Below are 21,945 nucleotides of genomic sequence, written 5' to 3'. Positions count from 1 at the left end.
GAAAGGAGGGGATGGGAGATGGCGGATAAAACCAAATGCTGGCAGGACCTGGTGCGGAAAATCCGCAATTTTAACCCCCAGGCCGATTTGAGTCTGGTGGAAAAGGCTTATCAAAAAGCGGCGGCAGCCCATGCTGGCCAGGTACGACAGTCAGGGGAACCCTACATTTCCCATCCCCTGGCAGTAGCCTATATCCTGGCCCAGCTTGAATTGGATCTGGTAACCATTGCGGCTGCTTTATTGCATGATGTGGTAGAAGACACCGAGGTGACCCTGGAGGAGATCCGGCAGGAATTCGGGGATGAAGTGGCTTTGCTGGTAGATGGAGTGACCAAGCTGAGCCGGATTGAGTACCGCTCCAAGGAAGAGCAACAGGCGGAAAACTGGCGCAAAATGTTGCTGGCTATGGCCAGAGACATTCGGGTAATTCTGATTAAGCTGGCTGACCGCCTTCACAATATGCGCACTCTCAAGTTTCAATCACCCCGCAAGCAAAAGGAAATCGCTGCCGAAACCCTGGATATTTATGCTCCCCTGGCCAACCGCCTGGGGATTTTCCGCATCAAATGGGAACTGGAGGACCTTTCTCTTCGCTACCTGGAACCGGAGATGTACTACGAACTGGTGGAGCGGATAGCCAAAAAGCGGACTGAACGGGAAGCCCTGATCAATCAGGTAATAAAGGAATTGTCGGAACGACTGGCGGCAGTGGGGATTGGGGCTGAAATTTCCGGGCGGCCCAAGCATTTTTATTCGATCTACAAGAAAATGTGGCAACAACAGAAGGATCTGTCGGAAATCTATGACCTGATTGCTGTGCGGGTAATTGTGGATAATGTCAAGGACTGTTATGGCACCCTGGGGATTGTCCATACCCTCTGGACGCCGGTGCCGGGCCGTTTCAAAGACTATATTGCCATGCCCAAGCAGAATATGTACCAGTCCTTGCATACCACAGTGATTGGGCCCAATGGCGAACCCCTGGAAGTGCAAATTCGCACCTGGGAAATGCACCGTACTGCCGAATACGGGATTGCGGCCCACTGGCGTTATAAGGAGGGTATCAAGGAACCGGGAGAACTGGATGAGAAACTGACCTGGCTGCGGCAGATTCTGGAGTGGCAACGGGAGCTGGGGGATGCCAAGGAGTTTATTGAAAACCTTAAAATTGACCTTTTTGATGAATCGGTTTTTGTTTTTACTCCCAAAGGGGATGTAATAGAACTGCCCGCCGGTTCGGTACCCATTGATTTTGCTTATCGCATTCATACCGATGTGGGGCATCGCTGTGTAGGGGCCAAGGTCAATGGCAAGATTGTTCCCCTGGATTATAAGTTAAAAAACGGGGATATTGTGGAAATTATTACCAGCAGGCAGGCAGCTCCCAGCCGGGACTGGTTGCAGCTGGTGCAGACTCCCCAGGCCAAAAACCGGATCAAACAATGGTTTAAGCGGGAGAAAAGGGAAGAGAATATTCTGCGCGGCCGGGAGCTGCTGGAAAAAGAGGCCCGCAAAGCGGGGCTGGAACTGGAGGATATTAAACAGGAGAGATTACAGGAGATTTGCCGCAAGTTTACCGTCAGCTCGCCAGAGGATTTGCTGGCTGCGGTTGGGGATGGCACTTTTACGGCTGTCCAGGTTTTGAACAAAATCAAGGAACTCAAGGAGGAGCGGGAAAAAGCCCAGCGCCCCAAAACCGCGGCCAGTGAACTGCAGGAGGCCCAGGATGTGGTGAAGCCCTGGAAAGGGGGAGGCCGGGCCAACCAGGGCATCATGGTATGGGGAATGGACAACCTGCTGGTGCGCCTGGCCCGCTGCTGTAGCCCTGTACCCGGCGACCCTATCGTAGGCTATGTGACCCGGGGTAAAGGGGTATCGGTTCATCGGGCTGACTGTCATAATGTGGTTAATTTTCAGGAGACGGAAAAAGAACGAATTATTGAAGTTACCTGGGAACAGGGATATACTGATAATTACCAGGTCAAGCTGGAAATAGCAGCCATGGATCGGGCCGGACTGTTGTCTGATGTGATGGCTGTACTGTCTGATCTAAAGATTTCGGCCAATTCCGTTTCAGCCCGCAGCCTGCGCAATAACCAGGCAGCCATTGAGCTGGTCCTGGAGGTCAAGGGGCTGGAACAGCTAAATTATATCATCAATCGCATTCGCAAGGTGCGGGATGTTTATGAGATTCGGCGGACCGCACCAGGGGCATAGGAGGAAGAGGGATGAGGGCAGTAGTGCAACGGGCCCGTTACGGTCGGGTAACAGTAGCCGGTCAAGTTATAGGGGAAATCGGACCTGGTTTGGTGGTGTTATTAGGAGTAGGGCAGGACGATAGGGAGGAAGATGCCCGCTATTTGGCAGAGAAAATTGCCCATCTCCGCATTTTTCCCGACCAGGAGGGTAAACTCAACCTGTCGGTAAAGGATAGCGGTGGAGAGGTATTGCTGGTGTCCCAGTTCACCCTTTATGGCGACTGCCGCAAAGGACGGCGGCCCAGTTTTACTGAAGCGGCGCCACCGGAACAGGCTCTGGCCCTTTATGAGCGGGTAAGGGCCTTGCTGGAAGAACATGGGATAAAAGTGGCGACTGGCCAATTCCAGGCCGAAATGCTGGTAGAGCTGGCCAATGACGGCCCGGTGACCATGTTGCTGGACAGTAAACGCATATTTTAAAAAAGCAGATAGGAAATGCCGGCAAATTTTTTGCCGGCATTATTTCGTGGCTACAGTGGATTCCAATATTGCTCGGAGCCAGGCATTAGCTTCTGCGTTTATTGTGGCAGTCGTGCGGTTTCCCTTGATATTGGCGCGACAAAAAGGACAATACTGCCAGCGCAGTTTTACTTTTTTTAGACAATGCGGACAGCGGGTAAGTACTGGCTGATGTTTACAAAAAGGGCAGTAGTTCCATTCTTCTCTGACAGGCTTCCCGCATTTTTCACATGTATCAATTGAACCAGCCAAAACGATTCACCTCTGAAAAAAATATTCTAATGTTATCATAAAATACAAAGCAAGTAAATGTCAAAAGCGAAACCAATCGATTTATCAGAATAAATGTCGAATAATGGGAAATAAACCAGAATATGTTGATAGGTTTACTTGGATTAGGTATAATTACCTTAGCTAAACTAAACTTGAGGGGTGGAAGCGATGAAGGATTATTTAACCGTGGGTGCAGATTTGGGTAATGATGCATTTAAAATTATCGGGCCTACAAAAAGGGAATTTTGTATATTAAATATATCGGCTCCCTGGCATGCCAGAAGAGTTGTAAATGATGATACTCGTAACCCGTTAAACCTCCTGGAAGTAGAAATCTTGAGCTCCGGGCAAAATCTGGGCAGATATTTCGTCGGAAAAATGGCCTATAATTTTAACAGAGGTATCATAAAAGAGAGGACTGTTGCTGACCGGCATAAGGGCAAGGCCAAAGATTTGCAAACTAGAATTGTCCTCTTGACTGCGATTGCAGTTTCGCTGCTGAAACCCAACTGTAAGCAGATAAAAGAAGAAATAATTCTCGGCACAATGCTACCAACCGAGGAATATTTTGCTAATCAACAGGATAATATTAATATTTTGCGTAATTCCTTGCTTGGAACTCATAAAGTTAAATTCTTAAATCCGATATTTAATGGAGTGGAAGTGGAATTTGATATATTGGAAGTGGATATTCAGCCCGAAGGTCTCTGTGCTTTAAATGCACTGATGTATGATGAAGAAGGAGAAATTATACAGCAAGTGGCAAGCCGTTTTGGGGAAAAGATGATTTTGGGGCTAGATATCGGCTCATTAACCTCTGACGTAACTGTGCTGGACAATCTGGAACCGCGTACTTTTTTTGGGATTGACCGTGGGACCATTGATCCCGCAAACCGAATTTTAGACTACATAAAAACTGAATATAAAGTGAGTATACCAAGGCATAAAGTAGATAGTGTTATTATTGGTGACGGAAATTTACTATGTTATGGCAAAGAAATACCTGAATTCAATCAGATATGTCGGCAGTACATAGAACAGGAAGGTAGACAATTGATAGAAGAGTTTATTTCCAAGGCGACAGCTGCAGGCATCCAGTTGCCGGATATTTCCGGACTAATTTTATATGGTGGTGGTTCGCTGTTATATAAAGATATTATCAAGGAATTATTGGAGCCCGTGCCTTTGCTATTTGCCGAAAACCCCATTATGCTTAATGCTTTAGGTGCCTGGAAGAATGCCAGAATACTGAGTAAACGTTTTGTTAAGAATTCCGATAGTGTAGAAAAAGAAGAATTTAGTCTACTGTCTTTGAGGTAATTAAAGATAATTACGCCCTCAACCTGTACCGAAAGAAGGGGTTGAGGGCTTTTGTTTTTTATTCTTTAACTTTTAGATTGAGCATCATGCCGAGATCTTCATGTTCGAGATTATGGCAATGAAACAGGTAAACCTGATCTCCGGTGAAATCATGGGTGAAGTCGATGGCTATCCTTACTGTTTCCCCTGGCCAAATTAAAACCGTATCTTTCCAACCCAGGTCCATAGCGGTTCGACCACTTTGGTCAATAGCAAGGTCCTGTACTTGTTTCGGGCTATTCAAACGCTGCAGAACTTGAAACATAAAACCATGCAAATGCATCGGATGAGGCATGCTTTTTTTATCATTAGCAATTTCCCATATTTCTTTGCTGTGTTTCTTAACAATTACAGGAAACTGCGATATATTAAAAGTTTGACCATTAATTTGCCACTGTTTACCTGTAAATGATAACCTGAATTTTCTGGTCAATGAATCCTTAATATTAATTGGTTTTAGGCTAGATAAGTTTTGGGGAATTTTAAACGTTTTTTCTGTTTCCCGGTGGATGACAATTTTGAGTATATTAATTTCTTCTCCTGCTTTTAATGAATCATGTTGCATACCCATATTATCCATGTTTTCTGCATCTTCATTGTCCATAGGGTCGAAGGCCAGGCTTTTAAAAAACAATTCCTCACCGGTATTGAATGAGGTGAAATCAACCAGTATGTCAGCTCTTTCCCCTGGAGAGATAAAAAATTTATTAATTTTGTATGGTTTATCAAGAAGACCACCATCAGTTCCTATTAAGTAGATAGGGATAAAATCCCTTCGCTGTTCACTATGCAACGATAAACAATAGATTCTGGCATTAGAACCATTTAATATCCTGAAACGATAAAATTTTTTGGCTACTTTGAGGAGCGGATTTAAAGTTAAGTTTACCAGAACCTTGTTTCCATGAAAACCCATTATTTTTTCCATATCATCAGGGTTATATAGTATGTTACCTGCTTGGTCAAAACGCTTATCCTGGATTACCAGAGGTATGTCGTTTTTTCCCAGTTCCAATTCCAGAGATTGACGCAGCTGCAGTTCCTCATCATCTTCAACCAGTAGAATTCCCGCTAATCCTTTATATGCCTGTTTTGCAGTAAGGTTTTCTGGATGAGGGTGATACCAGTATGTACCACCACGATTTTTCACTTTAAATTTATACTCATACCTTTCACCAGGTTTAATAGCATAAGCAGGATGACCATCCATTTTATCTTCCACCATTAAACCATGCCAGTGAATTATAGTATCTTCGGATAGACCGTTCTCCAGGGTGACCCTGAGTTCCTGGCCTTTTTGCACCAATATTGTTGGGTTAATTAGAGTTTTTTCCTGGTGTTTTATTTTATATACATTTAATAAAGATTCTTTCTCATTGACGATTTTTAATTTCGCTGTACCTGCTTCTATTTTAAAATTTTCAGAATCGGGTTTATAAAGAGCTAGAGGTCCAGCGGTGTCAGGAACAATCAAAGGGGTGACAAAACTTTTCGGTGTTTTGGTTGAGTGAATGGTACAGCCTTCAAGGATAGCTCCGATTCCTCCTGTGAGCAAAGAAAATCCTGCAAAGCCGGAATATCTTAAAAAATCGCGCCTGTTTATCCTGTGCATAGCATTACCTCCTTTTGACATCATTTTACATGTCGAATGTGGAGATTCTGTGTAGAGAAAGTGACTTAGTTCGCAAATTTTTCACGGTTTTTACATAAAATCTACACAAATTTGTTGTTGAATATTATCGTAGAAAGAAATTAGCTACACTAAAATAATTGAAACTACGACAGGAGGTGATAAATTTGGCGTTTCCCAAGAAAATCCTGGTAGTAGATGACGAGAAAAAAATTGTTGAGGTTATTACCTCTTACCTGCAAAAAGGAGGTTATAAGGTAGATTGTGCCTTTGATGGGAGCCAGGCGTTGAAGAGGTTTCAATTATTTAATCCCGACTTGATTATTTTGGATTTAATGTTGCCTGATATCAGTGGTGAAAAAGTTTGTATGGAGATAAGAAAGAAATCCGGGGTTCCCATTATTATGCTAACTGCTAAAAGTCAGGTAGAATCCAGAATCAATGGCTTGGAATTAGGGGCAGACGATTATATTGTCAAACCTTTCAGCCCCCAGGAATTAATGGCCCGGGTGAGAGCAATATTAAGAAGGACAGATGACTCTGAGCAGATAAAGTCAGATAAATTGACTTTTGCCAATGGCTATTTAGAAATTGATACAATTACCCATGAAGTTAAAGTGGAGGGGAAACATATAAATTTAACTCCCAGTGAATACAAGATTTTGATAACCATGTGTAAAAACCCGCAACGGGTTTTTAGCCGGGATGAATTGGTAATCAGGGTTTTCGGTTATGATTACACCGGTAATGAACGTGCTATTGATACTCATATCAAAAATCTTCGACAGAAAATTGAAAAGGACAGCAAACACCCTCAGTTTATTTTAACAGTGCATGGCTTTGGTTATAAATTCGGAGGAGGAGGCTGATAATTCTGCGTTTGCGCTGGTTGATGCTGTTAACCCATGGTGCATTGGCGGTAGTGACAATTTTTCTGGTTACCCTTGCCACGCACATGCTGATCAACGAGCATTTTTTAAATTATATCCATGAACTGCAGAGTGAGGAACATCTTAAAATTGTAAAAGAATTTACCGAATTTTACAGGGATGGTAAATGGAATCGGGAGCAAATCAGCAAATCAGGTCAGGAAATGTTGGCGAAAGGTTATTTAATAACTCTAACAGATAGCCAGGGTCAGACCCTGTGGTCACCGCAACAGATTGATCCACAAACATACCGGCAGACGCTGGAACAGATCCAGGCACGGGCAGGGGTATATTTTAAAACTGTCAAGCCTTCGTTGATTACTAAAGAATATCCGCTTAAAAGCCCGGATAATTTGTCCATTGGGAAATTAACAATTAGTTATTATGATACTTATTTTTTAAATGAACATGACATCCTTTTCTTAAATTCATTGAATAAATCGTTGCTAGTAATAGCTGGAATTTCTTTTTTGATGGTTTTATTGTTCAGTACCCGAATTTCTGAAACAATGGGCCGTCAATTAGGGGCAATAGTAGAAGCGGCTAAAGAGATAGCGTCAAGACGGCAAAGTTTTCGCGATAAATTGATCGATACTAAAATCAGTGAAATAAAAGAATTGGCCTATGCAATAAAACAACTGGAAGAGGATTTGCGAGAACAGGAGGAAAGCAATAAGCGATTAACTGCAGATATAGCCCATGAGCTGCGAACACCTTTAGCAACCTTGCAAAGTCATCTAGAGGCTTTAATAGAGGGGATTTGGGAGCCAACCAGAGAACGGTTAATCAGCTGTCATGAGGAAATTTTAAGAATGACCAGTCTGGTAAATGATCTGGAAAAACTTAATAAATACGATACCGGACAGATAGAACTCAATAAAGTTAAGTTTGATTTGTCAAGTTTGGTAAATAACATTATAACTAATTTTCAACGGGATTTCTATAAAAAAAAGATTGCCCTGACTTTCAGCGGGCAGCCGTGTGAAATCATTGCTGACCGGGAAAAAATTGGGCAAGTTGTTGTTAACTTATTAACCAATAGTTTGAAATATACTCCGGAAGGTGGTGAGGTTTTTATTAATGTGTTTCAACGGGGCGGCTTGAGCCACATCGTTGTAAATGACAACGGTATAGGTATTGCTAAAAAGGATCTACCCTATATTTTTGACCGTTTATATCGAGCAGATGCTTCCCGCGCTCGTTCTACCGGAGGTGCCGGTATCGGTTTGGCTATTGTCAAGGCTATTGTAGAGGCTCATCAAGGGAAAATACAGGTTACCAGTGAGGTGGGGAAGGGGACAGAAGTTATTGTAACCATACCCAATAGATAAAAACAAAGGAGGAAAAAAGAATGAGGGTATTAAAGTGGATTTTGGGGTCGTTAATTGTTGTTTTGGTAGTAATTGTCGCAGTGGGAGGAGCTTTAGTAGGGTTCAATCACGGTAATTCCAATGGGCATAATGTAGCGCAGCAACAGAACCAGGACCAGATGCAAGAACAGATACCGAAAGAAAAGCCAAAAGATGCCAGCGAACAAACCCCCAAGATTATTGTTAAGGAAATCGCCGCTCCGGAAGAGACTTTGAAAAAAATGGAGGAAGCAAATTCAATTATTAAACAGGGAGCAGAGTTGATTTTAGGTGGGCAAATGTATGATAGCCAGCCACAGGCGGGAGATTTGCCCGGGGAGAAGAATGGGGGACAGACGAAAAAAAGTGATGGGGTTGATATGGAGAAAATCCATACCGGTATTTACAAGATGGCCCAGGGGTTAACTTTGCTGGATATAGCGCAAAAAGCAATGGCTCAGGATATAAACCAAACCCGGCAAGCCGGTGTAAATTACTACCTGGTTCAACCGCAACAGCCTCAATCCTATTACTATCCAGTATATCCTTATCCGGTCCAACCTTATCAGAACTATGTGCCATATCAATATCCCGGTACCCAGCCCAATATCCAGCCCAATACCCAACCCAATACCCAACCTAACAATCAGATGGCCAGCGGACATCAGAACGCCAGCCATACAGGAGGATTGGGTGGTTTAGCTAACTTACTCAACGTCAATTCAGTAGTATACGTAATTTATGGAATCTTGTTCTTATCTCTGTTCGGTATTTTTGCTTCCCTGGTCGGGTTTATTAACAGCCTGCTTAAACCCCAGGCGCAGGCAGGAAAGAGTGATGTCTGATGCTAAGTGAACTGAAAAATAATGAGCTCATAAGGGTCTTGCTGGTACTGGTACTAGGATTAATCTTTTTTGATTTACTCTTTTCCCTGCTCTTCGGTCCCAATCAGATGATGGTCAAATATACAGGGATAATTAACGTTGTTATCCAGTTATTAATGCTTGTTCTGGTAGGAATGTTTATTTACGGGTTTTACAGTTTGCTGAAAGAACAGGCTGGACCGCTGTGGCAACAATTAGTTAGGCAGGTGGACAGCAGGAGGGTGTGTCTAAATTGTGGGCAGACATTGGGGAACCACTGGAATTGTTGTCCCTATTGTGGGAGTGAGGCGGCAAGTGAAAGAAATTAAGCTTGATTTTCTCCTGCACTGGTTGTATGCAGTTGTCTTCGGTTTATTGCTGATTAGCGGCCTGGTGTTGATGGGGGCTAAAACTGGCTGGTTGATGGATTATCAACTGGCCTGGGCCGATTATTTACACCGGACTCTGGCCGCAGTATTTATACTGCTGACTCTAGTCGCCGTTTTCATTGAGGTAACCAAGTTATCAGGTCATTATCAGGGAAGTACTGCCTGGCTGGTGGTAAAAAAATCAGGGATGGGTATTTTCGTACTGGTATCAACATTACTTTTTGCCTTCAGCGGAATTTTGATTTGGGTTTGTGAAGGTTTTTCTCATGTTACTCTTGCTTTTGCAGTAGTAATCCATGATCTTTTAACCCTTATTTCAGTGCCGGTAATAATTTGGCACATATACGATAAGGCCCACGGTTTACCGCTGGAACTGGGGGAAGGATAAAATGTTAAAAAAAAGCTGGTATAAATTATTAGCTTGGTTTAGTGCTACTTTTTATTTTTTTGTCATGACCGGAGTGATTATATCCCTTTTTAGTCCAGGACCGACGGAGGAACAAACGATGAGGTGGATGCATGGCATGATGAGTGCCATGCATAACTCTCTCATGGGCTGGGCTTTAGAAAATCATGGTTTTGTCAGTGCCTTGTTGACCAAAACCGGAGCTCTGGTATTCCCGGCGATTTTTGCCGGAGCCTTTATTGGGGCCATCCTCAAGATGAGGAGGGTGCGAAAGAATGGATAAAAAATCGAGTTTTTGGATTCTGGTGATTTTATTTGGCTTTCTAACTTTGGCCGGTTTGTTTGCTAACCGGCAAAACCTGTCGGAACAGATGACCGGTATGGGACTGAGTATGGGAGGGATGATGAAAGTCCATCATGCCGGGCAAATCACGCCAGCTATTTTACTAAGGCAGGGAGCAGAAGACCACGGTATGGGGAATTTATCCGGACACCATCTATTAACATCATTGCTGGAAGGGATGGCTTTTTTGACTACTGTGGCAATATTTTTGCTTGTACCTATTTTAGCCGGTGGAGTGGTCTTGTTGTTAGTACTTTGGTTTTAGCGGGGTGAAGGATATGTATAACCTGGCTCAGGTGGGAAATCTATATGTTTATTTAATGATAGTGGTAATGGTAATTGGTCTGGGGTTGCTGGCATTGAAGGCAATTGACCGGACGCTGGTCTGGGCTGAACCAGAAACTGGAAAAAGAACAGGTCGTTCTAAAGGGCAACAGCCACAATGGTTACGGCTTGCCTATATTTCAGCTGCGTTTTTGTTTTTGAGCGTATTTTCGTTAGGAGTATTACAAACTCTTGGAGCAGGACAGGAGAATCATAATCATGGCAACAGTAGTAATTTTTCGCCCGTAATGCAACCGGTTAATTATGGCGCTATTATTGCGAATATGGATTGGCAGTTGGAAGTTATGGAGAATCAGCTTAATCAGATGGAAAAAATTTTTTTCGCAGATTTTTCCCATTCTCCATAAAAACTCCATAACGTTGTTTTAGGATTAAACTAGAGCAAGAGAAGAAAGGAGGTAATGGTATGAACAACAAGGGAATGATTGCTGCAATTGTAGTCGTTTCCCTGGCGATCATAGGCGCAATTGGATATTTCATTCATCATTTGACTACAGGACAAATGTAAAGAACTGCTGACTTTTCTACAGAAAGGCAGGTGACAGGGATGGGTAAGCCACAAGAAAACAACACCAACTGGAAAAATGTAGTAATTGTGTTGGGTGGGGTACTTTTATTATGGTTGATTTTTTCCCAGATATCTTCAACTCCAGGAACGTATAGGGAATATTTACCAGGAACAGCGGCTACAGGTGTAGCTATAGGAGGATTATTATTTGGTTTGATCAATTTAACAATCAAAATTTTATGGATACTGGTTCTGGTAGGGGTCCTGGCAGGATTGTACGAATGGGGTAAACAGTATTTGGCCGAGTTTAATACTGTCGATTTCAGTCTGCTTGTGGACAAAATGAAGGGGAATCAATTGGTATGCCCCAAATGCGGAGAACGCTTAACGGAAGAATTTCGTTTTTGCCCCCGGTGTAAAGAAAGTTTGAAAAAAGACTGTTTCCAGTGTGGTAAGGAATTATTGGCCGAATGGGAATATTGTCCCAGCTGCGGCCAGGCAATAGAAAACAACAAAGAGGGGGGGAAGAACAATGAACAAGTGGTTTAAATTAGCCTTGTTTTCCTTCATTGCGATAATCATCTTAAACCTTATCCTTGATCTGTTTTTTGGCCCTTGGGGTTTCATTAATCAAGGCGGGCATATGAATTATATGCCGTATGGTCGACCAATGCATAACTATTACCAGATGCCAATGCACTAGAGAAAGGAGGTGTTGGAGAATATGGATAACAGGTGGCTTAGATTGGCGGTAGTCTCCCTGGCAGGTCTGGTTTTCAGTATTCTGGGCTTAAATCTAATCCAGGCCATATCAGGTGGTGACAGTAGCGCCCATGGCGGTTTGGCAATGGTACACGGGCAACAGGGAGCTGCGGTTGTTCAGTACCAGGGTCAGGCATTTGAAGGTTATCCCAATCACAATTATATGGGGAATATGCCACAGCACTTCCAGATGAACCAGGGGCAAGCAGAATATTACAATAATATGTTACCTGCTATGTACTACAACATGCAAATGATGAGAATGCAGATGCAGCAAATGCGGCAGACGCTACATCAATTACACGAGCAAATGAAAGCCAATATGAATAGTGGTATGTCCAACATGCCTATGATGTAAGTCAAATAGAAGTAAGTAAAAGGAGGAATGGACGATGATGATGATGGGCGGAATGGGCGGTTCTGGTGGCTCTATGAACAACATGGGAATGGATATGGATATGATGGGTTCTATGTCCCAAGGACAAATGCCAATGGACCAAATGGCAATGGGGCCAATGCCGATGGCTCAAATGCCAATGGGGCCAATGCCAATGGATCAAATGGCGACGGGACAAATGCCCATGGGGCACATGCCGGTATACGGGCAGTTCAACATTTCCGGCAGTGTGGGACATATGCCTTATGACCCAAGTGTTATGACTGGCATGGCCAATCACATGCAGACCAACGCATCAGGTTTTGGTTTGCAAAACGGGGATTTTACCGGATTGCTGACAGGGATTTTCAATTTTGCCATATACCTATTTGCCATTTTATTGATTGTTGGATTAGTAGTGGGACTGGTAGTCTTTTTGAAAAAGTATCTCACCGAGGGAGATAACAAGAGTGTATTCTTTAAAAACAATCAGGCCCGGGCTTATTGTGTAAAATGCGGAAAGGGCTTGAATGCTGACTGGCAGCACTGTCCTGCCTGCGGAACTACTGTAAACAGGGTACAAACTGTAAATGAAGCCCCAAATACCCCTAATGCTGAACCACAAACTGTGTAATAATGGACAAGGCCGCTGAATTTTGAAAGCGGCCTTGTTTTTTGTTATGATTAATAAAGAAGGAGGGTGAAAAGGAAATGATTTTTACCTGGTTTCCCGTGGGTATGTTGGGAGCCAACTTTTATCTGCTCGGCGATAAGGAAAGCCGGGAAGCGCTGGTTGTGGATCCAGGTGGGGATGTCCCCCGGATTCTGCAGGAACTGAACAAACAGGGGTTGAAGCTGAAATATATCGTTAATACCCATGGGCATTACGACCATGTGGCTGGCAATGACCAGTTAAGGGAAGCTACAGGAGCCGAGGTGCTAATCCACAGCCTGGATGCGGAAATGCTGACCAGCAGCCGCGGGAATCTATCCTTGCTGATGGGGTTTAATCTGGCCCTCAAACCAGCCGACCGGACCCTGGCAGAGGGGGATATCCTTCGCCTGGGGCAAATTGAGTTGAAAGTTCTGCATACGCCGGGCCATACACCCGGTGGGATTTGCCTGCTAGGAGATGGGTTTGTTATTGCCGGTGATACCTTATTTGCCGGCAGTATCGGCCGCACCGATTTTCCCGGCGGCAGTTATACCCAGCTGCTGCAGTCCATCCGCAACCGTTTACTGACCCTGCCCGATGAGACAGAGGTATATTGCGGGCATGGGCCTCAGACTACCATTGGGGAAGAAAAGGTCAGCAATCCTTTTCTCTAAGAAGGAGGTGAGCGAAGATGGCCGTATTCCAGTGCACCCAGTGCGGTTATGAAAAGGAAGGGCGCTGTAAGCCGAAAAAGTGTCCCCAGTGCGAGGGCAAAGACACCTTTGTCAAAAAGGAACAGTAATGTGATGTAAAACACAGGACCACTCCCTGCTATCTGTTATAATGATGGTGGGGGTGGTTTTTGTGTTGAAGGGAGATTTAGCGACAACGGCAATGGGCATTATGCCCCACACCGACATTGAACAAGCTCTGGATCTGGCTTTGTCCCTGGATATTCCGTTCTGGCCGCAATTGCCTAAAGTGAGTTACTATGAGGATATGTATGTACAGATTACCGAGCATTTTCCCGGCATCAGCATTGACGAGCAGAACCAGAGGGTAAATTTCAGTCTGCCAGCTTTTTATAATGAACTGGAGAATTATCTTTTGTTGACAGAAGATGAAAATAACTTTACTTTGACAGAAAAATATTCTGTGGTTTACCGCCGTTTTCTGGCCCGGGATTTAAAGTCTTACCAGGCTATTCGGGGCCAGGCTATTGGCCCGGTCAGCATGGGCTTGAAAATCACTGATGAGGAGCGTAAGCCCATCATCTATCATCCAGAAGTGCGGGAGCTCTTATTCGATTTCGTGGCCCGAAAAGTGAATGTCCAGTACCGGGAACTGACGGCCAAAAATCCCAATGCTTTTGTCTGGCTGGACGAGCCGGGGTTGGAGATAATCTTCGGTTCCTTTTCCGGCTATACCAGTGAGAGGGCGAGGGAGGATTACGCCCGTTTTCTCACCATGCTGGAGGGGCCGAAAGGAGTGCATCTCTGCGGCAACCCGGACTGGGCCTTTCTGCTGCGGGAGATTGAGCTGGATATTTTATCCCTGGATGCCCTGGGCTGTGGCCGCATTTTCTCCCGCTATACCGGGGAAATCAAGGCCTTTCTGGAACGGGGCGGAATTATTGCCTGGGGAATTATTCCTACCCTGACTGCTGAACAGGAGCAATATGCCCTGCCTTATTTGCTCGGCAAACTGGAGGAATACTGGGATTATCTGGCCCAGCACGGTGTAGACCGGGAGCTGCTAGTAAAACAGGCCTGGCTGGCTCCGGCTCGCTGTTGTTTGATCAATGCTGATGGGGATGCCACCGTGACCAGGGCCTTTCGGTTGTTAAAGGAACTGGCCAAGAAATTGAAGGAAAAGTATACAGTATAAATTTGTTTAAACTGTTGTCAACAATAACAACCTGTTGTATTATAGCATTGTAAAATTCAGTACGACGAAGTACTCCAAGGCGATGGGGCTTTTCAGAAGGTGGGATTCTGAAAAGCCTTTTTTGCATTAACAAATGAAAATAGGGTGCAGGGAAGTGCCTACTGTGGCAACGGAGTCATTCGCGAAGCAATTGCGAATGACTCCGTTTTTTGTTGGAGAGGAGCGAAGAATTATACTTTAACAATTCAGGAGGCGATATTAATGCGACAAATAGCTATTTATGGAAAAGGCGGGATAGGCAAGTCTACAACCACCCAGAATTTGACGGCAGCTCTGGCGGAAGCAGGGAAAAAGGTAATGATTGTGGGCTGTGACCCCAAAGCTGATTCCACCCGTTTGATTCTACATGGGCTGGCCCAGAGAACGGTACTGGATGTGTTGCGGGAAGAAGGCGAGGGCATGGTAGAGCTGGAAGATATTATGAAACTGGGTTTTGGTGGTATTAAGTGCGTGGAATCCGGTGGACCAGAACCCGGGGTGGGATGTGCCGGTCGGGGTATTATTACTGCCATTAATATGCTGGAGAACCTGGATGCCTATGAACAGGAGCTGGACTACGTTTTCTACGATGTTCTGGGGGATGTGGTTTGCGGAGGTTTCGCCATGCCGATTCGGGAAGGCAAGGCCAAGGAAATCTATATTGTTACCAGTGGGGAAATGATGGCAATGTATGCGGCCAACAACATTTGCAAGGGTATCCGTAAATATGCTCACCAGGGCGGGGTGCGTCTCGGTGGTATTATCTGCAACAGTAGAAAAGTTGAAAACGAAGAGGAAATGATCAGAGCTTTTTGCAAAAAACTGGGAACACAGCTGATTCAGTTTATACCCAGGGACAATATAGTGCAACGGGCTGAGATCAATAAAAAGACTGTGATTGATTATGACCCAACAGCCCCTCAGGCTGATGTGTATCGCAGTCTGGCAAAAAATATCGATGAAAATGACATGTTTGTTATTCCTACTCCTCTACATCAGGATGAGCTGGAGAAATTGCTGATTGAATACGGGTTACTGGATTAACAAACTGAGAAGGGGTGGAACTATGGCTATAGAAAAAGCAAGGCACAAGCAGATCCTTGAAAAGATGTTAGAACATTATCCGTCTAAAATTGCCAAGGAAAGAAAACAACATATGGTGGTAATTGACCCGGCTGCTCCTGACCAGCACATTCTGGCGGATGTTTCCACTATTCCTGGCATTATGACCAACCGGGGCTGTACTTATGCCGGCTGTAAAGGAGTGGTGATGGGACCGATCAAAAACGTTTTGCATATAACCCATGGCCCGATTGGTTGCGGTTTCTATACCTGGAACACGAGAAGAAATTTTGCCACTCCCGAAGAAGGTTATGATTATTTCAATCACTATTGCCTCTCCACTGATATGCAGGAAAAGGACATTGTTTTCGGTGGAGAAAAGAAGCTCTATCAGGCGATAAAGGAAGCTTATGAAATCTTTAAACCTAAATACATCGGGATTTATGCTACTTGCCCTGTGGGCTTAATCGGAGATGATATTCATTCCGTAGCAAAAAAGGCCGAAGAGGAACTGGGGGTTAAAGTGCTGGCTTTCAGCTGTGAAGGGTACAAAGGCGTAAGCCAGTCAGCAGGCCACCATATTGCCAATAACGGAGTGATTACCAGGGTTGTAGGGACTCAGGAACTGGAAAATCCAACTCCTTTTGATATTAATATCTTCGGTGAATATAACATCGGGGGTGATGTCTGGGTCATTAAGCCCTTGCTGGAGCGAATCGGCTACCGGGTAGTCAGCGTGTTTACCGGTGATGCCAAATACGAGGACCTGGCCAGAGCTCATCAGGCTAAACTATCTATCCTGATGTGTCACCGTTCCATCAATTATTCCAACCAGATGATGGAGCAAAAATATGGAGTGCCCTGGTTGAAAGTTAACTACATCGGTATTGAAGCAACCATTAGATCTTTAAGGGAAATGGCCAGGTTTTTTGATGATCCACAATTAACCGCTAATACGGAAAAAGTGATAGCCGAGGAACTGGCGGTCATTCAGCCGCAACTGGAATACTACCGGCAACGGCTAAAAGGCAAAAAGGTTATGATTTTTACCGGTGGTTCCCGTTCTCATCATTATCAGGAGCTTTGCGCTGATTTAGGGATGGAAGTTATTATGGCGGGCTACCAGTTTGCCCACCGGGATGATTATGAGGGTAGAAAAATCATTCCTGAAATCAAACCCCATCCCTATCATAAAACCATTGATGATTATACCTTTAAGCTGCAACCAGGCCATAAACCCCCTTTTGATGAACAGTTTATTGAGCGCAAAAAACATGAACTACCTGACCACCTGATGAATTACGAAGGCATGATGGTGCACATGAAAGAAGGGGCCTTTGTAATAGATGATCTTAACCACTATGAAACTGAGTTTCTAATTAAAGAAATTAAACCTGATCTGTTTTTGTCCGGGATTAAGGACCGGTATGTGACCCAGAAAATGGGCATACCTTCCCGCCAGCTCCATTCTTACGACTATAGCGGGCCCTATACTGGCTTTCAAGGAGCAATCCAATTTGCCCGGGATATGGATATGGCTATTAACAATCCCCTGTGGAAACAAATTACTCCACCCTGGGCAAGTATGTAAACAGGAGGGGAAAAAAGATGAAGGCAGTCAATTACGCTGTTGAGCGGGAAGCATTAGTCGTTAATCCCGTTAAAACCTGTCAACCCATTGGAGCCGTTTATGCGGCTCTGGGGATTCATGGCTGTATGCCTCACAGCCACGGATCCCAGGGTTGTGCCTCTTATCTGCGCATGCATTTATCCAGGCATTTTCGGGAACCGGCCCTCTGTACAACCAGCTCCTTTTCTGAAGGCCAGGTGGTCTTTGGGGGAAGTGCCAACTTAAAGCAGGGTATTAAAAACCTGGTTAAGATATATCGACCGCAGGTAGTGGCTGTGCACACTACCTGTTCAGCGGAAACCATTGGGGATGATGTTCCTGGAATTATTGCCGAGCTGAAGAAAACAGGGGAAGTACCGGAAGATTTGATTATCTTCAGTGCCAGTACGCCCAGTTATGTAGGCAGTCATATCACTGGTTTTGCCAATATGATCAAAGCAGCGGTAGAAGCCCTGGCCACACCAGGAGAAAAAAATACCAGGATCAATTTGCTTCCGGGTTTTGTTAATCCTGGTGATGTGCGGGAAATAAAGCGCATCTTGAGCTTGATGGATATTGATGCTATTGTCTTGCCGGATGTGTCCGGTGTGCTGGATGCGCCCATGACTGGAGAATTAAAGCTTTATCAGGACGGTGGCACCCGGACCGAAGACATTAAAGATATGGCCAATGCTCAGGTTACCATTGCCCTGGGAGAAGAAGCCAATCTCTTAGCTGGAGAGTATCTGGAAGAAAAATTTAAAGTGCCCTTAGAAGTGCTACCTGTGCCGATTGGGGTTGAAAATACAGACCTATTCTTGATGACCCTGGCCAAATATACAGGAAAACCAATTCCGCCTGAATTGGAAGAGGAAAGAGGGCGGTTGATGGATATGTTACTGGATGCCCATGCTCACTGGTATGGTAAACGGGTGGCTATCTATGGAGATCCCGACCTTACCCTGGCGCTGGTGGGTATGGCCAAAACCCTGGGCCTGATTCCAGCCTATGTAGTAACCGGAACCAGGAGTGACAGCTGGCAACGGCAGGTTGAGGCCCTGACTCCTGAAGCCAGGGTTGCAAATGGAGCGGATTTATTTACTTTGCATGGCTGGATTAAGGAAGAAAAGGTAGATTTACTGCTGGGCAATACCTACGGAAAATTTATCGCCCGGGAAGAAAAAATACCTCTGGTTCGCGTTGGTTTTCCTGTCCTGGATCGGGCTAATTTGCAGCATTTTCCTCTAGTTGGTTACCGGGGAATGGCCTGGCTGGCCGAGCGTATTGGCAATACCCTGCTTGATTGGAAAGATATGTTTATTGAAAAACACAGATTGGAGCTGGTTCAGTAAGGTTTCTATTCCGGAAAGGAGGGAAAGATTATGGCATTAAACTGTAAAAATATCCTGCTGCCTGACCGGGAAAAACAAATCTGCTACCAGCGTAAGGATAAGGAAGCAGATGTTGTTTGTGATGTAAATTCCCTGGCAGGGGCTTTAAGTCAGAGAGGGTGTGTCTATTGTGGCGCCAGAGTGGTATTAAACCCAATAACTGATGCGGCTCATCTGGTTCACGGGCCAATAGGCTGTGCTGCTTACACCTGGGATATTCGTGGCAGTCTAACCTCCGGACCGGATTTGTATCGTAACAGTTTTTCCACCGATATGCAGGAAAAAGATGTGATTTTCGGCGGGGAAGCCAAATTGGCGGGGGCTTTGCGCGGAATAATTCGCGATTACCGGCCACAGGCAGTATTTGTTTATGCTACTTGTATTGCCGGAATCATTGGCGATGATTTGCAGGCCGTCTGCAAGCAAATTCAAGCTGAAACAGGAATTCGTGTTATTCCGGTGCAGTCAGAAGGATTTATGGGCAACAAATCAGCAGGGTACCGGGCAGCCTGTGACGCCTTATTGAAACTGATCGGCACCCACCCTGCTCCTCCCCCTGTTTCACCCTTAAGTATCAACATTTTAGGAGAGTTTAATCTCGCCGGAGAACTCTGGGTGATCAAAAACTATCTTGAGGCTCTGGGAATAGAGGTGGTTAGCACACTCACTGGAGATGGCCGGGTAGATGAGATTGCCCGCGCTCATACGGCGAAATTAAATGTTGTTCAGTGTGCCGGATCAATGACCTACCTTGCCAGGAAAATGAAAGAAAAATACGGTATTCCTTATCTTCAAGTAAGTTTTGCCGGGTTGCAGGATACAGAACAAGCGTTGATGGATATTGCTCAGTTTTTCGCCAGCCAGGATGAGGAAATCGTATATCGTGCCCGTCGTTTTTGTATAAAACAAAGAGATTTAATCACCTGGGAATTACAACAATACAAGCAGATGCTTAAAGGCAAAAAAGCAGCAGTTTATATGGGAGGAGCATTTAAAACCATCTCTTTAATTAAAATGTTCCGGGATCTGGGAATGGAAGTTGTTATCGCTGGTTCTCAGACGGGGAAAGCTGAGGAATACAAGCAAATTCAGCGTGAGCTTGGAGACACAGGAGTAATAATTGATGATGCTGGAGCCCTGGAGTTATCCGCTTTTTTAGCTGAATTTCAGCCTGATGTTCTTGTTGGAGGTGTTAAAGAACGACCTCTGGCCTATAAGGCGGGTAAGGGGTTTGTGGATTTTAACCATGAACGGAAGAAAAGTTTTGCCGGCTATGAGGGTATGCTCAATTTTGCCCGTGAAGTTGCAGCAACTGTGCTCAGCCCGGTCTGGTCCCAGCTGGTAACTGCTGCCCGGATGACAAGGAGTGATGTCTATGGCTGAGCATGAGTACAAAGCTGTAGTCAATCCTTGCAAACTGTGTATGCCTTTGGGAGCGGTACTGGCGTTAAAAGGGGTGGAAGCTACTGTTATCCTCCTGCATGGCTCCCAGGGCTGTGCTACTTATATGAGACGCTTTTTAGGCGGACATTTTAATGAACCGGTAGATATAGCTTCCACGGCGTTAACAGAAAAAGACGCCATTTATGGCGGAGGAAGCAATTTGGAGAGAGCTTTTGCCAATATTCTGCGTCAATATCAATCGGTACAGATGATTGGCATTCCTACTACCTGTCTGGCGGAAACTATCGGTGATGATGTAGAACTAATGGTTGAGAAGCTGAAAAAGGAAGGAAAGACAGCCAGCGTGGAGGTAGTACCTGTTTCTACCCCCAGTTATGCTGGTACTCATCTGGAAGGTTATTATACAGCGATCTACCAGATAGCCAAACATTTAGTTAAGCCCCCGCAACAAAAAAACTGTTATGATCTTAACTTGATCCCGGGCATAATTTCACCGGCCGATATCCGCTATCTCAAGCGCTTGCTGGCAACCATTGAAGTAGAAGCTGTTTTCTTTCCTGATTACTCTGAGACTCTGGATGGGGGAGCTACTATCTCTTATCCTCTTATTCCAGAGGGAGGTACCCCTTTAACTCAAATCCGAAGATTGGCCCAGGCCCGTTATACTATGCAAATGGGATTAAGCTCTTCAAAACTGGAAACTGTGGGAGATTATTTATTAAAGGAATTTGCTGTTCCTTTGGAACGAATACCCTTGCCTGTCGGGCTCAAAGGAACCGATCGTCTTGTGGGTCAACTGCTGAGATTGAAAGGCCTGCAATCCTTGCCGGCGGAAATCGAAAAAGAAAGAAATCGCCTGCTGGATGCCATGGTGGATGCCCACAAAGTTCTCTTCGGCAAACGCCCGGCTATTTATGGAGATGCTGATCTGGTTGAGGCCCTAACTGGCTTTGCCCTGGAACTGGGAATGCAGCCGGCTGTTTTAAGTATTGGCGGTGATAATCCTGAAACTGTCCAGCGCTTAGAACAACTTACCCGAAATTTAACCAGACGACCTGTAATTTTAAACCGGGCTGATTTTACCGAAATCAGACAGGCAGTTAGACAAAGTAAAGCTGATTTATTGATTGGAGGCTCGGATGGGGAATATATCGAACGGACAGAGGGAATACCCCTGGTTCGGACTGGTTTCCCGGTGGATGACCGATTTGGCAGTCAGCGTCAGTTGATTGTAGGTTATGAAGGAGCAATGCGGTTACTGGATTTGTGGGCCAACGCTTATCTGGAACTTGAACAAAAAAAGTTAAGGAGGGAAACAAAATGTTAATGATCAGGGCGATTATCCGGCCGGAAAGAGAAAAACAAACAGTGGAAGCACTGGCAAATGCCGGTTTTATTTCCTTGACCAAAATGTATGTTTTTGGGCGGGGCAGGCAAAAAGGAATTCAAGTGGGACCAATTGTTTATGACGAGCTTCCTAAAGTTCAATTAATGCTGGTTGTTCAGGATGAAGAAGCAGATAAAGCAGTTAAGATTATTGAAAATACGGCTCGAACCGGCAATATCGGTGATGGTAAAATTTTTGTTTCGCCCGTAGAGGAAGTTTATACTATCAGAACCGGCAGCAAAGGCTTATAGCGGGGAGGGAG

25 protein-coding genes are annotated in these 21,945 nt (G+C 44.8%); 23 read left to right on the top strand and 2 right to left on the bottom strand.

The genetic code is table 11. From position 1 onward, the window contains the following. Positions 1–18 precede the first annotated feature (18 nt). Positions 19–2,217: a RelA/SpoT family protein gene (locus tag B5D20_RS06130; protein WP_078665349.1), complete on the top strand. Its 2,199-nt coding sequence runs from the start codon at positions 19–21 to the stop codon at positions 2,215–2,217. Between the two features lie 11 nt (positions 2,218–2,228). Beyond that, complete coding sequence (gene dtd / locus B5D20_RS06125) at positions 2,229–2,678, top strand: D-aminoacyl-tRNA deacylase (protein WP_078665348.1); 450 nt, start codon at positions 2,229–2,231, stop codon at positions 2,676–2,678. 39 nt (positions 2,679–2,717) lie between these two features. Here the strand turns inward: dtd and B5D20_RS14285 are convergent, their stop codons facing one another. Further along, a complete protein-coding gene (locus B5D20_RS14285; RefSeq protein ID WP_159071950.1) occupies positions 2,718–2,969 on the bottom strand; it encodes a double zinc ribbon domain-containing protein in 252 nt (83 codons plus the stop codon). A 189-nt stretch (positions 2,970–3,158) separates the two neighbouring features. Here B5D20_RS14285 and B5D20_RS06115 point away from each other — a divergent pair, with 189 nt between their 5' ends. After that, a complete protein-coding gene (locus B5D20_RS06115; protein WP_078665346.1) occupies positions 3,159–4,310 on the top strand; it encodes a ParM/StbA family protein in 1,152 nt (383 codons plus the stop codon). A 58-nt stretch (positions 4,311–4,368) separates the two neighbouring features. On the opposite strand, the gene B5D20_RS06110 is transcribed toward B5D20_RS06115, so the two are convergent. Then, complete coding sequence (locus tag B5D20_RS06110) at positions 4,369–5,961, bottom strand: multicopper oxidase family protein (protein ID WP_159071949.1); 1,593 nt, start codon at positions 5,959–5,961, stop codon at positions 4,369–4,371. A 185-nt stretch (positions 5,962–6,146) separates the two neighbouring features. On the opposite strand from B5D20_RS06110, the gene B5D20_RS06105 reads away from it, so the two are divergent. The 20 genes from B5D20_RS06105 to B5D20_RS06010 all read left to right on the top strand — a co-directional run bounded on the left by B5D20_RS06105 (position 6,147) and on the right by B5D20_RS06010 (position 21,934). After that, the gene (locus tag B5D20_RS06105) at positions 6,147–6,848 is read left to right on the top strand and encodes a response regulator transcription factor (RefSeq protein ID WP_174183001.1); all 702 of its coding nucleotides are present in this window, start codon (positions 6,147–6,149) and stop codon (positions 6,846–6,848) included. An 11-nt stretch (positions 6,849–6,859) separates the two neighbouring features. Continuing rightward, positions 6,860–8,239, top strand: a complete 1,380-nt coding sequence (locus B5D20_RS06100) for a sensor histidine kinase (protein WP_143311826.1) — start codon at positions 6,860–6,862, stop codon at positions 8,237–8,239. Between the two features lie 20 nt (positions 8,240–8,259). Then, complete coding sequence (locus B5D20_RS06095) at positions 8,260–9,102, top strand: hypothetical protein (RefSeq protein WP_078665343.1); 843 nt, start codon at positions 8,260–8,262, stop codon at positions 9,100–9,102. Continuing rightward, positions 9,102–9,449 (top strand): hypothetical protein, encoded by a 348-nt coding sequence (locus B5D20_RS06090; protein WP_078665342.1) that lies wholly within the window; start codon positions 9,102–9,104, stop codon positions 9,447–9,449. Before B5D20_RS06095 ends, B5D20_RS06090 begins: the two co-directional genes overlap by 1 nt. Further along, complete coding sequence (locus tag B5D20_RS06085; RefSeq protein ID WP_078665341.1) at positions 9,436–9,897, top strand: hypothetical protein; 462 nt, start codon at positions 9,436–9,438, stop codon at positions 9,895–9,897. Before B5D20_RS06090 ends, B5D20_RS06085 begins: the two co-directional genes overlap by 14 nt. A gap of 1 nt (position 9,898) precedes the next feature. Next, positions 9,899–10,198 (top strand): hypothetical protein, encoded by a 300-nt coding sequence (locus B5D20_RS06080; protein ID WP_078665340.1) that lies wholly within the window; start codon positions 9,899–9,901, stop codon positions 10,196–10,198. Continuing rightward, positions 10,191–10,523 (top strand): hypothetical protein, encoded by a 333-nt coding sequence (locus B5D20_RS06075; RefSeq protein ID WP_078665339.1) that lies wholly within the window; start codon positions 10,191–10,193, stop codon positions 10,521–10,523. The genes B5D20_RS06080 and B5D20_RS06075 overlap by 8 nt, the downstream gene beginning before the upstream one ends. Positions 10,524–10,536: 13 nt before the next feature. Next, positions 10,537–10,950, top strand: coding sequence for a hypothetical protein (locus B5D20_RS06070; protein ID WP_078665338.1), 414 nt, complete (start codon positions 10,537–10,539; stop codon positions 10,948–10,950). Positions 10,951–11,150: 200 nt separating this feature from the next. Continuing rightward, positions 11,151–11,660 carry a zinc ribbon domain-containing protein gene (locus tag B5D20_RS06065; protein ID WP_078665337.1) on the top strand — a complete coding sequence of 170 codons (510 nt, stop codon included), beginning with the start codon at positions 11,151–11,153 and terminating at the stop codon, positions 11,658–11,660. A gap of 175 nt (positions 11,661–11,835) precedes the next feature. After that, a complete protein-coding gene (locus B5D20_RS06060) occupies positions 11,836–12,231 on the top strand; it encodes a hypothetical protein (protein ID WP_078665336.1) in 396 nt (131 codons plus the stop codon). Positions 12,232–12,265: 34 nt separating this feature from the next. Continuing rightward, positions 12,266–12,883, top strand: a complete 618-nt coding sequence (locus tag B5D20_RS06055) for a zinc ribbon domain-containing protein (RefSeq protein WP_078665335.1) — start codon at positions 12,266–12,268, stop codon at positions 12,881–12,883. 77 nt (positions 12,884–12,960) lie between these two features. Continuing rightward, the gene (locus B5D20_RS06050) at positions 12,961–13,578 is read left to right on the top strand and encodes an MBL fold metallo-hydrolase (protein ID WP_078665334.1); all 618 of its coding nucleotides are present in this window, start codon (positions 12,961–12,963) and stop codon (positions 13,576–13,578) included. 17 nt (positions 13,579–13,595) lie between these two features. Then, on the top strand, positions 13,596–13,706 hold the full coding sequence (locus B5D20_RS14250) for an RCKP-type rubredoxin-like domain-containing protein (RefSeq protein WP_078665333.1): 111 nt from the start codon (positions 13,596–13,598) through the stop codon (positions 13,704–13,706). Positions 13,707–13,768: 62 nt separating this feature from the next. Then, on the top strand, positions 13,769–14,791 hold the full coding sequence (locus tag B5D20_RS06040; RefSeq protein WP_242952047.1) for a uroporphyrinogen decarboxylase/cobalamine-independent methonine synthase family protein: 1,023 nt from the start codon (positions 13,769–13,771) through the stop codon (positions 14,789–14,791). Positions 14,792–15,052: 261 nt separating this feature from the next. Then, on the top strand, positions 15,053–15,874 hold the full coding sequence (nifH, locus tag B5D20_RS06035; protein ID WP_078665332.1) for a nitrogenase iron protein: 822 nt from the start codon (positions 15,053–15,055) through the stop codon (positions 15,872–15,874). A gap of 22 nt (positions 15,875–15,896) precedes the next feature. Further along, positions 15,897–17,483, top strand: a complete 1,587-nt coding sequence (gene nifD, locus B5D20_RS06030) for a nitrogenase molybdenum-iron protein alpha chain (protein WP_078665331.1) — start codon at positions 15,897–15,899, stop codon at positions 17,481–17,483. A 17-nt stretch (positions 17,484–17,500) separates the two neighbouring features. Further along, positions 17,501–18,853, top strand: a complete 1,353-nt coding sequence (nifK, locus tag B5D20_RS06025; protein WP_078665330.1) for a nitrogenase molybdenum-iron protein subunit beta — start codon at positions 17,501–17,503, stop codon at positions 18,851–18,853. A gap of 30 nt (positions 18,854–18,883) precedes the next feature. Continuing rightward, positions 18,884–20,275: a nitrogenase iron-molybdenum cofactor biosynthesis protein NifE gene (gene nifE, locus B5D20_RS06020; RefSeq protein WP_078665329.1), complete on the top strand. Its 1,392-nt coding sequence runs from the start codon at positions 18,884–18,886 to the stop codon at positions 20,273–20,275. Beyond that, a complete protein-coding gene (locus B5D20_RS06015; RefSeq protein WP_159071948.1) occupies positions 20,268–21,623 on the top strand; it encodes a nitrogenase component 1 in 1,356 nt (451 codons plus the stop codon). Before nifE ends, B5D20_RS06015 begins: the two co-directional genes overlap by 8 nt. Then, positions 21,617–21,934: a P-II family nitrogen regulator gene (locus B5D20_RS06010; RefSeq protein ID WP_078665327.1), complete on the top strand. Its 318-nt coding sequence runs from the start codon at positions 21,617–21,619 to the stop codon at positions 21,932–21,934. The genes B5D20_RS06015 and B5D20_RS06010 overlap by 7 nt, the downstream gene beginning before the upstream one ends. The last annotated feature ends 11 nt before the right edge of the window (positions 21,935–21,945 follow it).

It is taken from the genome of Carboxydocella sporoproducens DSM 16521, assembly GCF_900167165.1.
Lineage (GTDB): Bacteria > Bacillota.
Note: the sequence above shows the minus strand (reverse complement) of the source record. Positions and strands in the feature narration are given on the sequence as shown.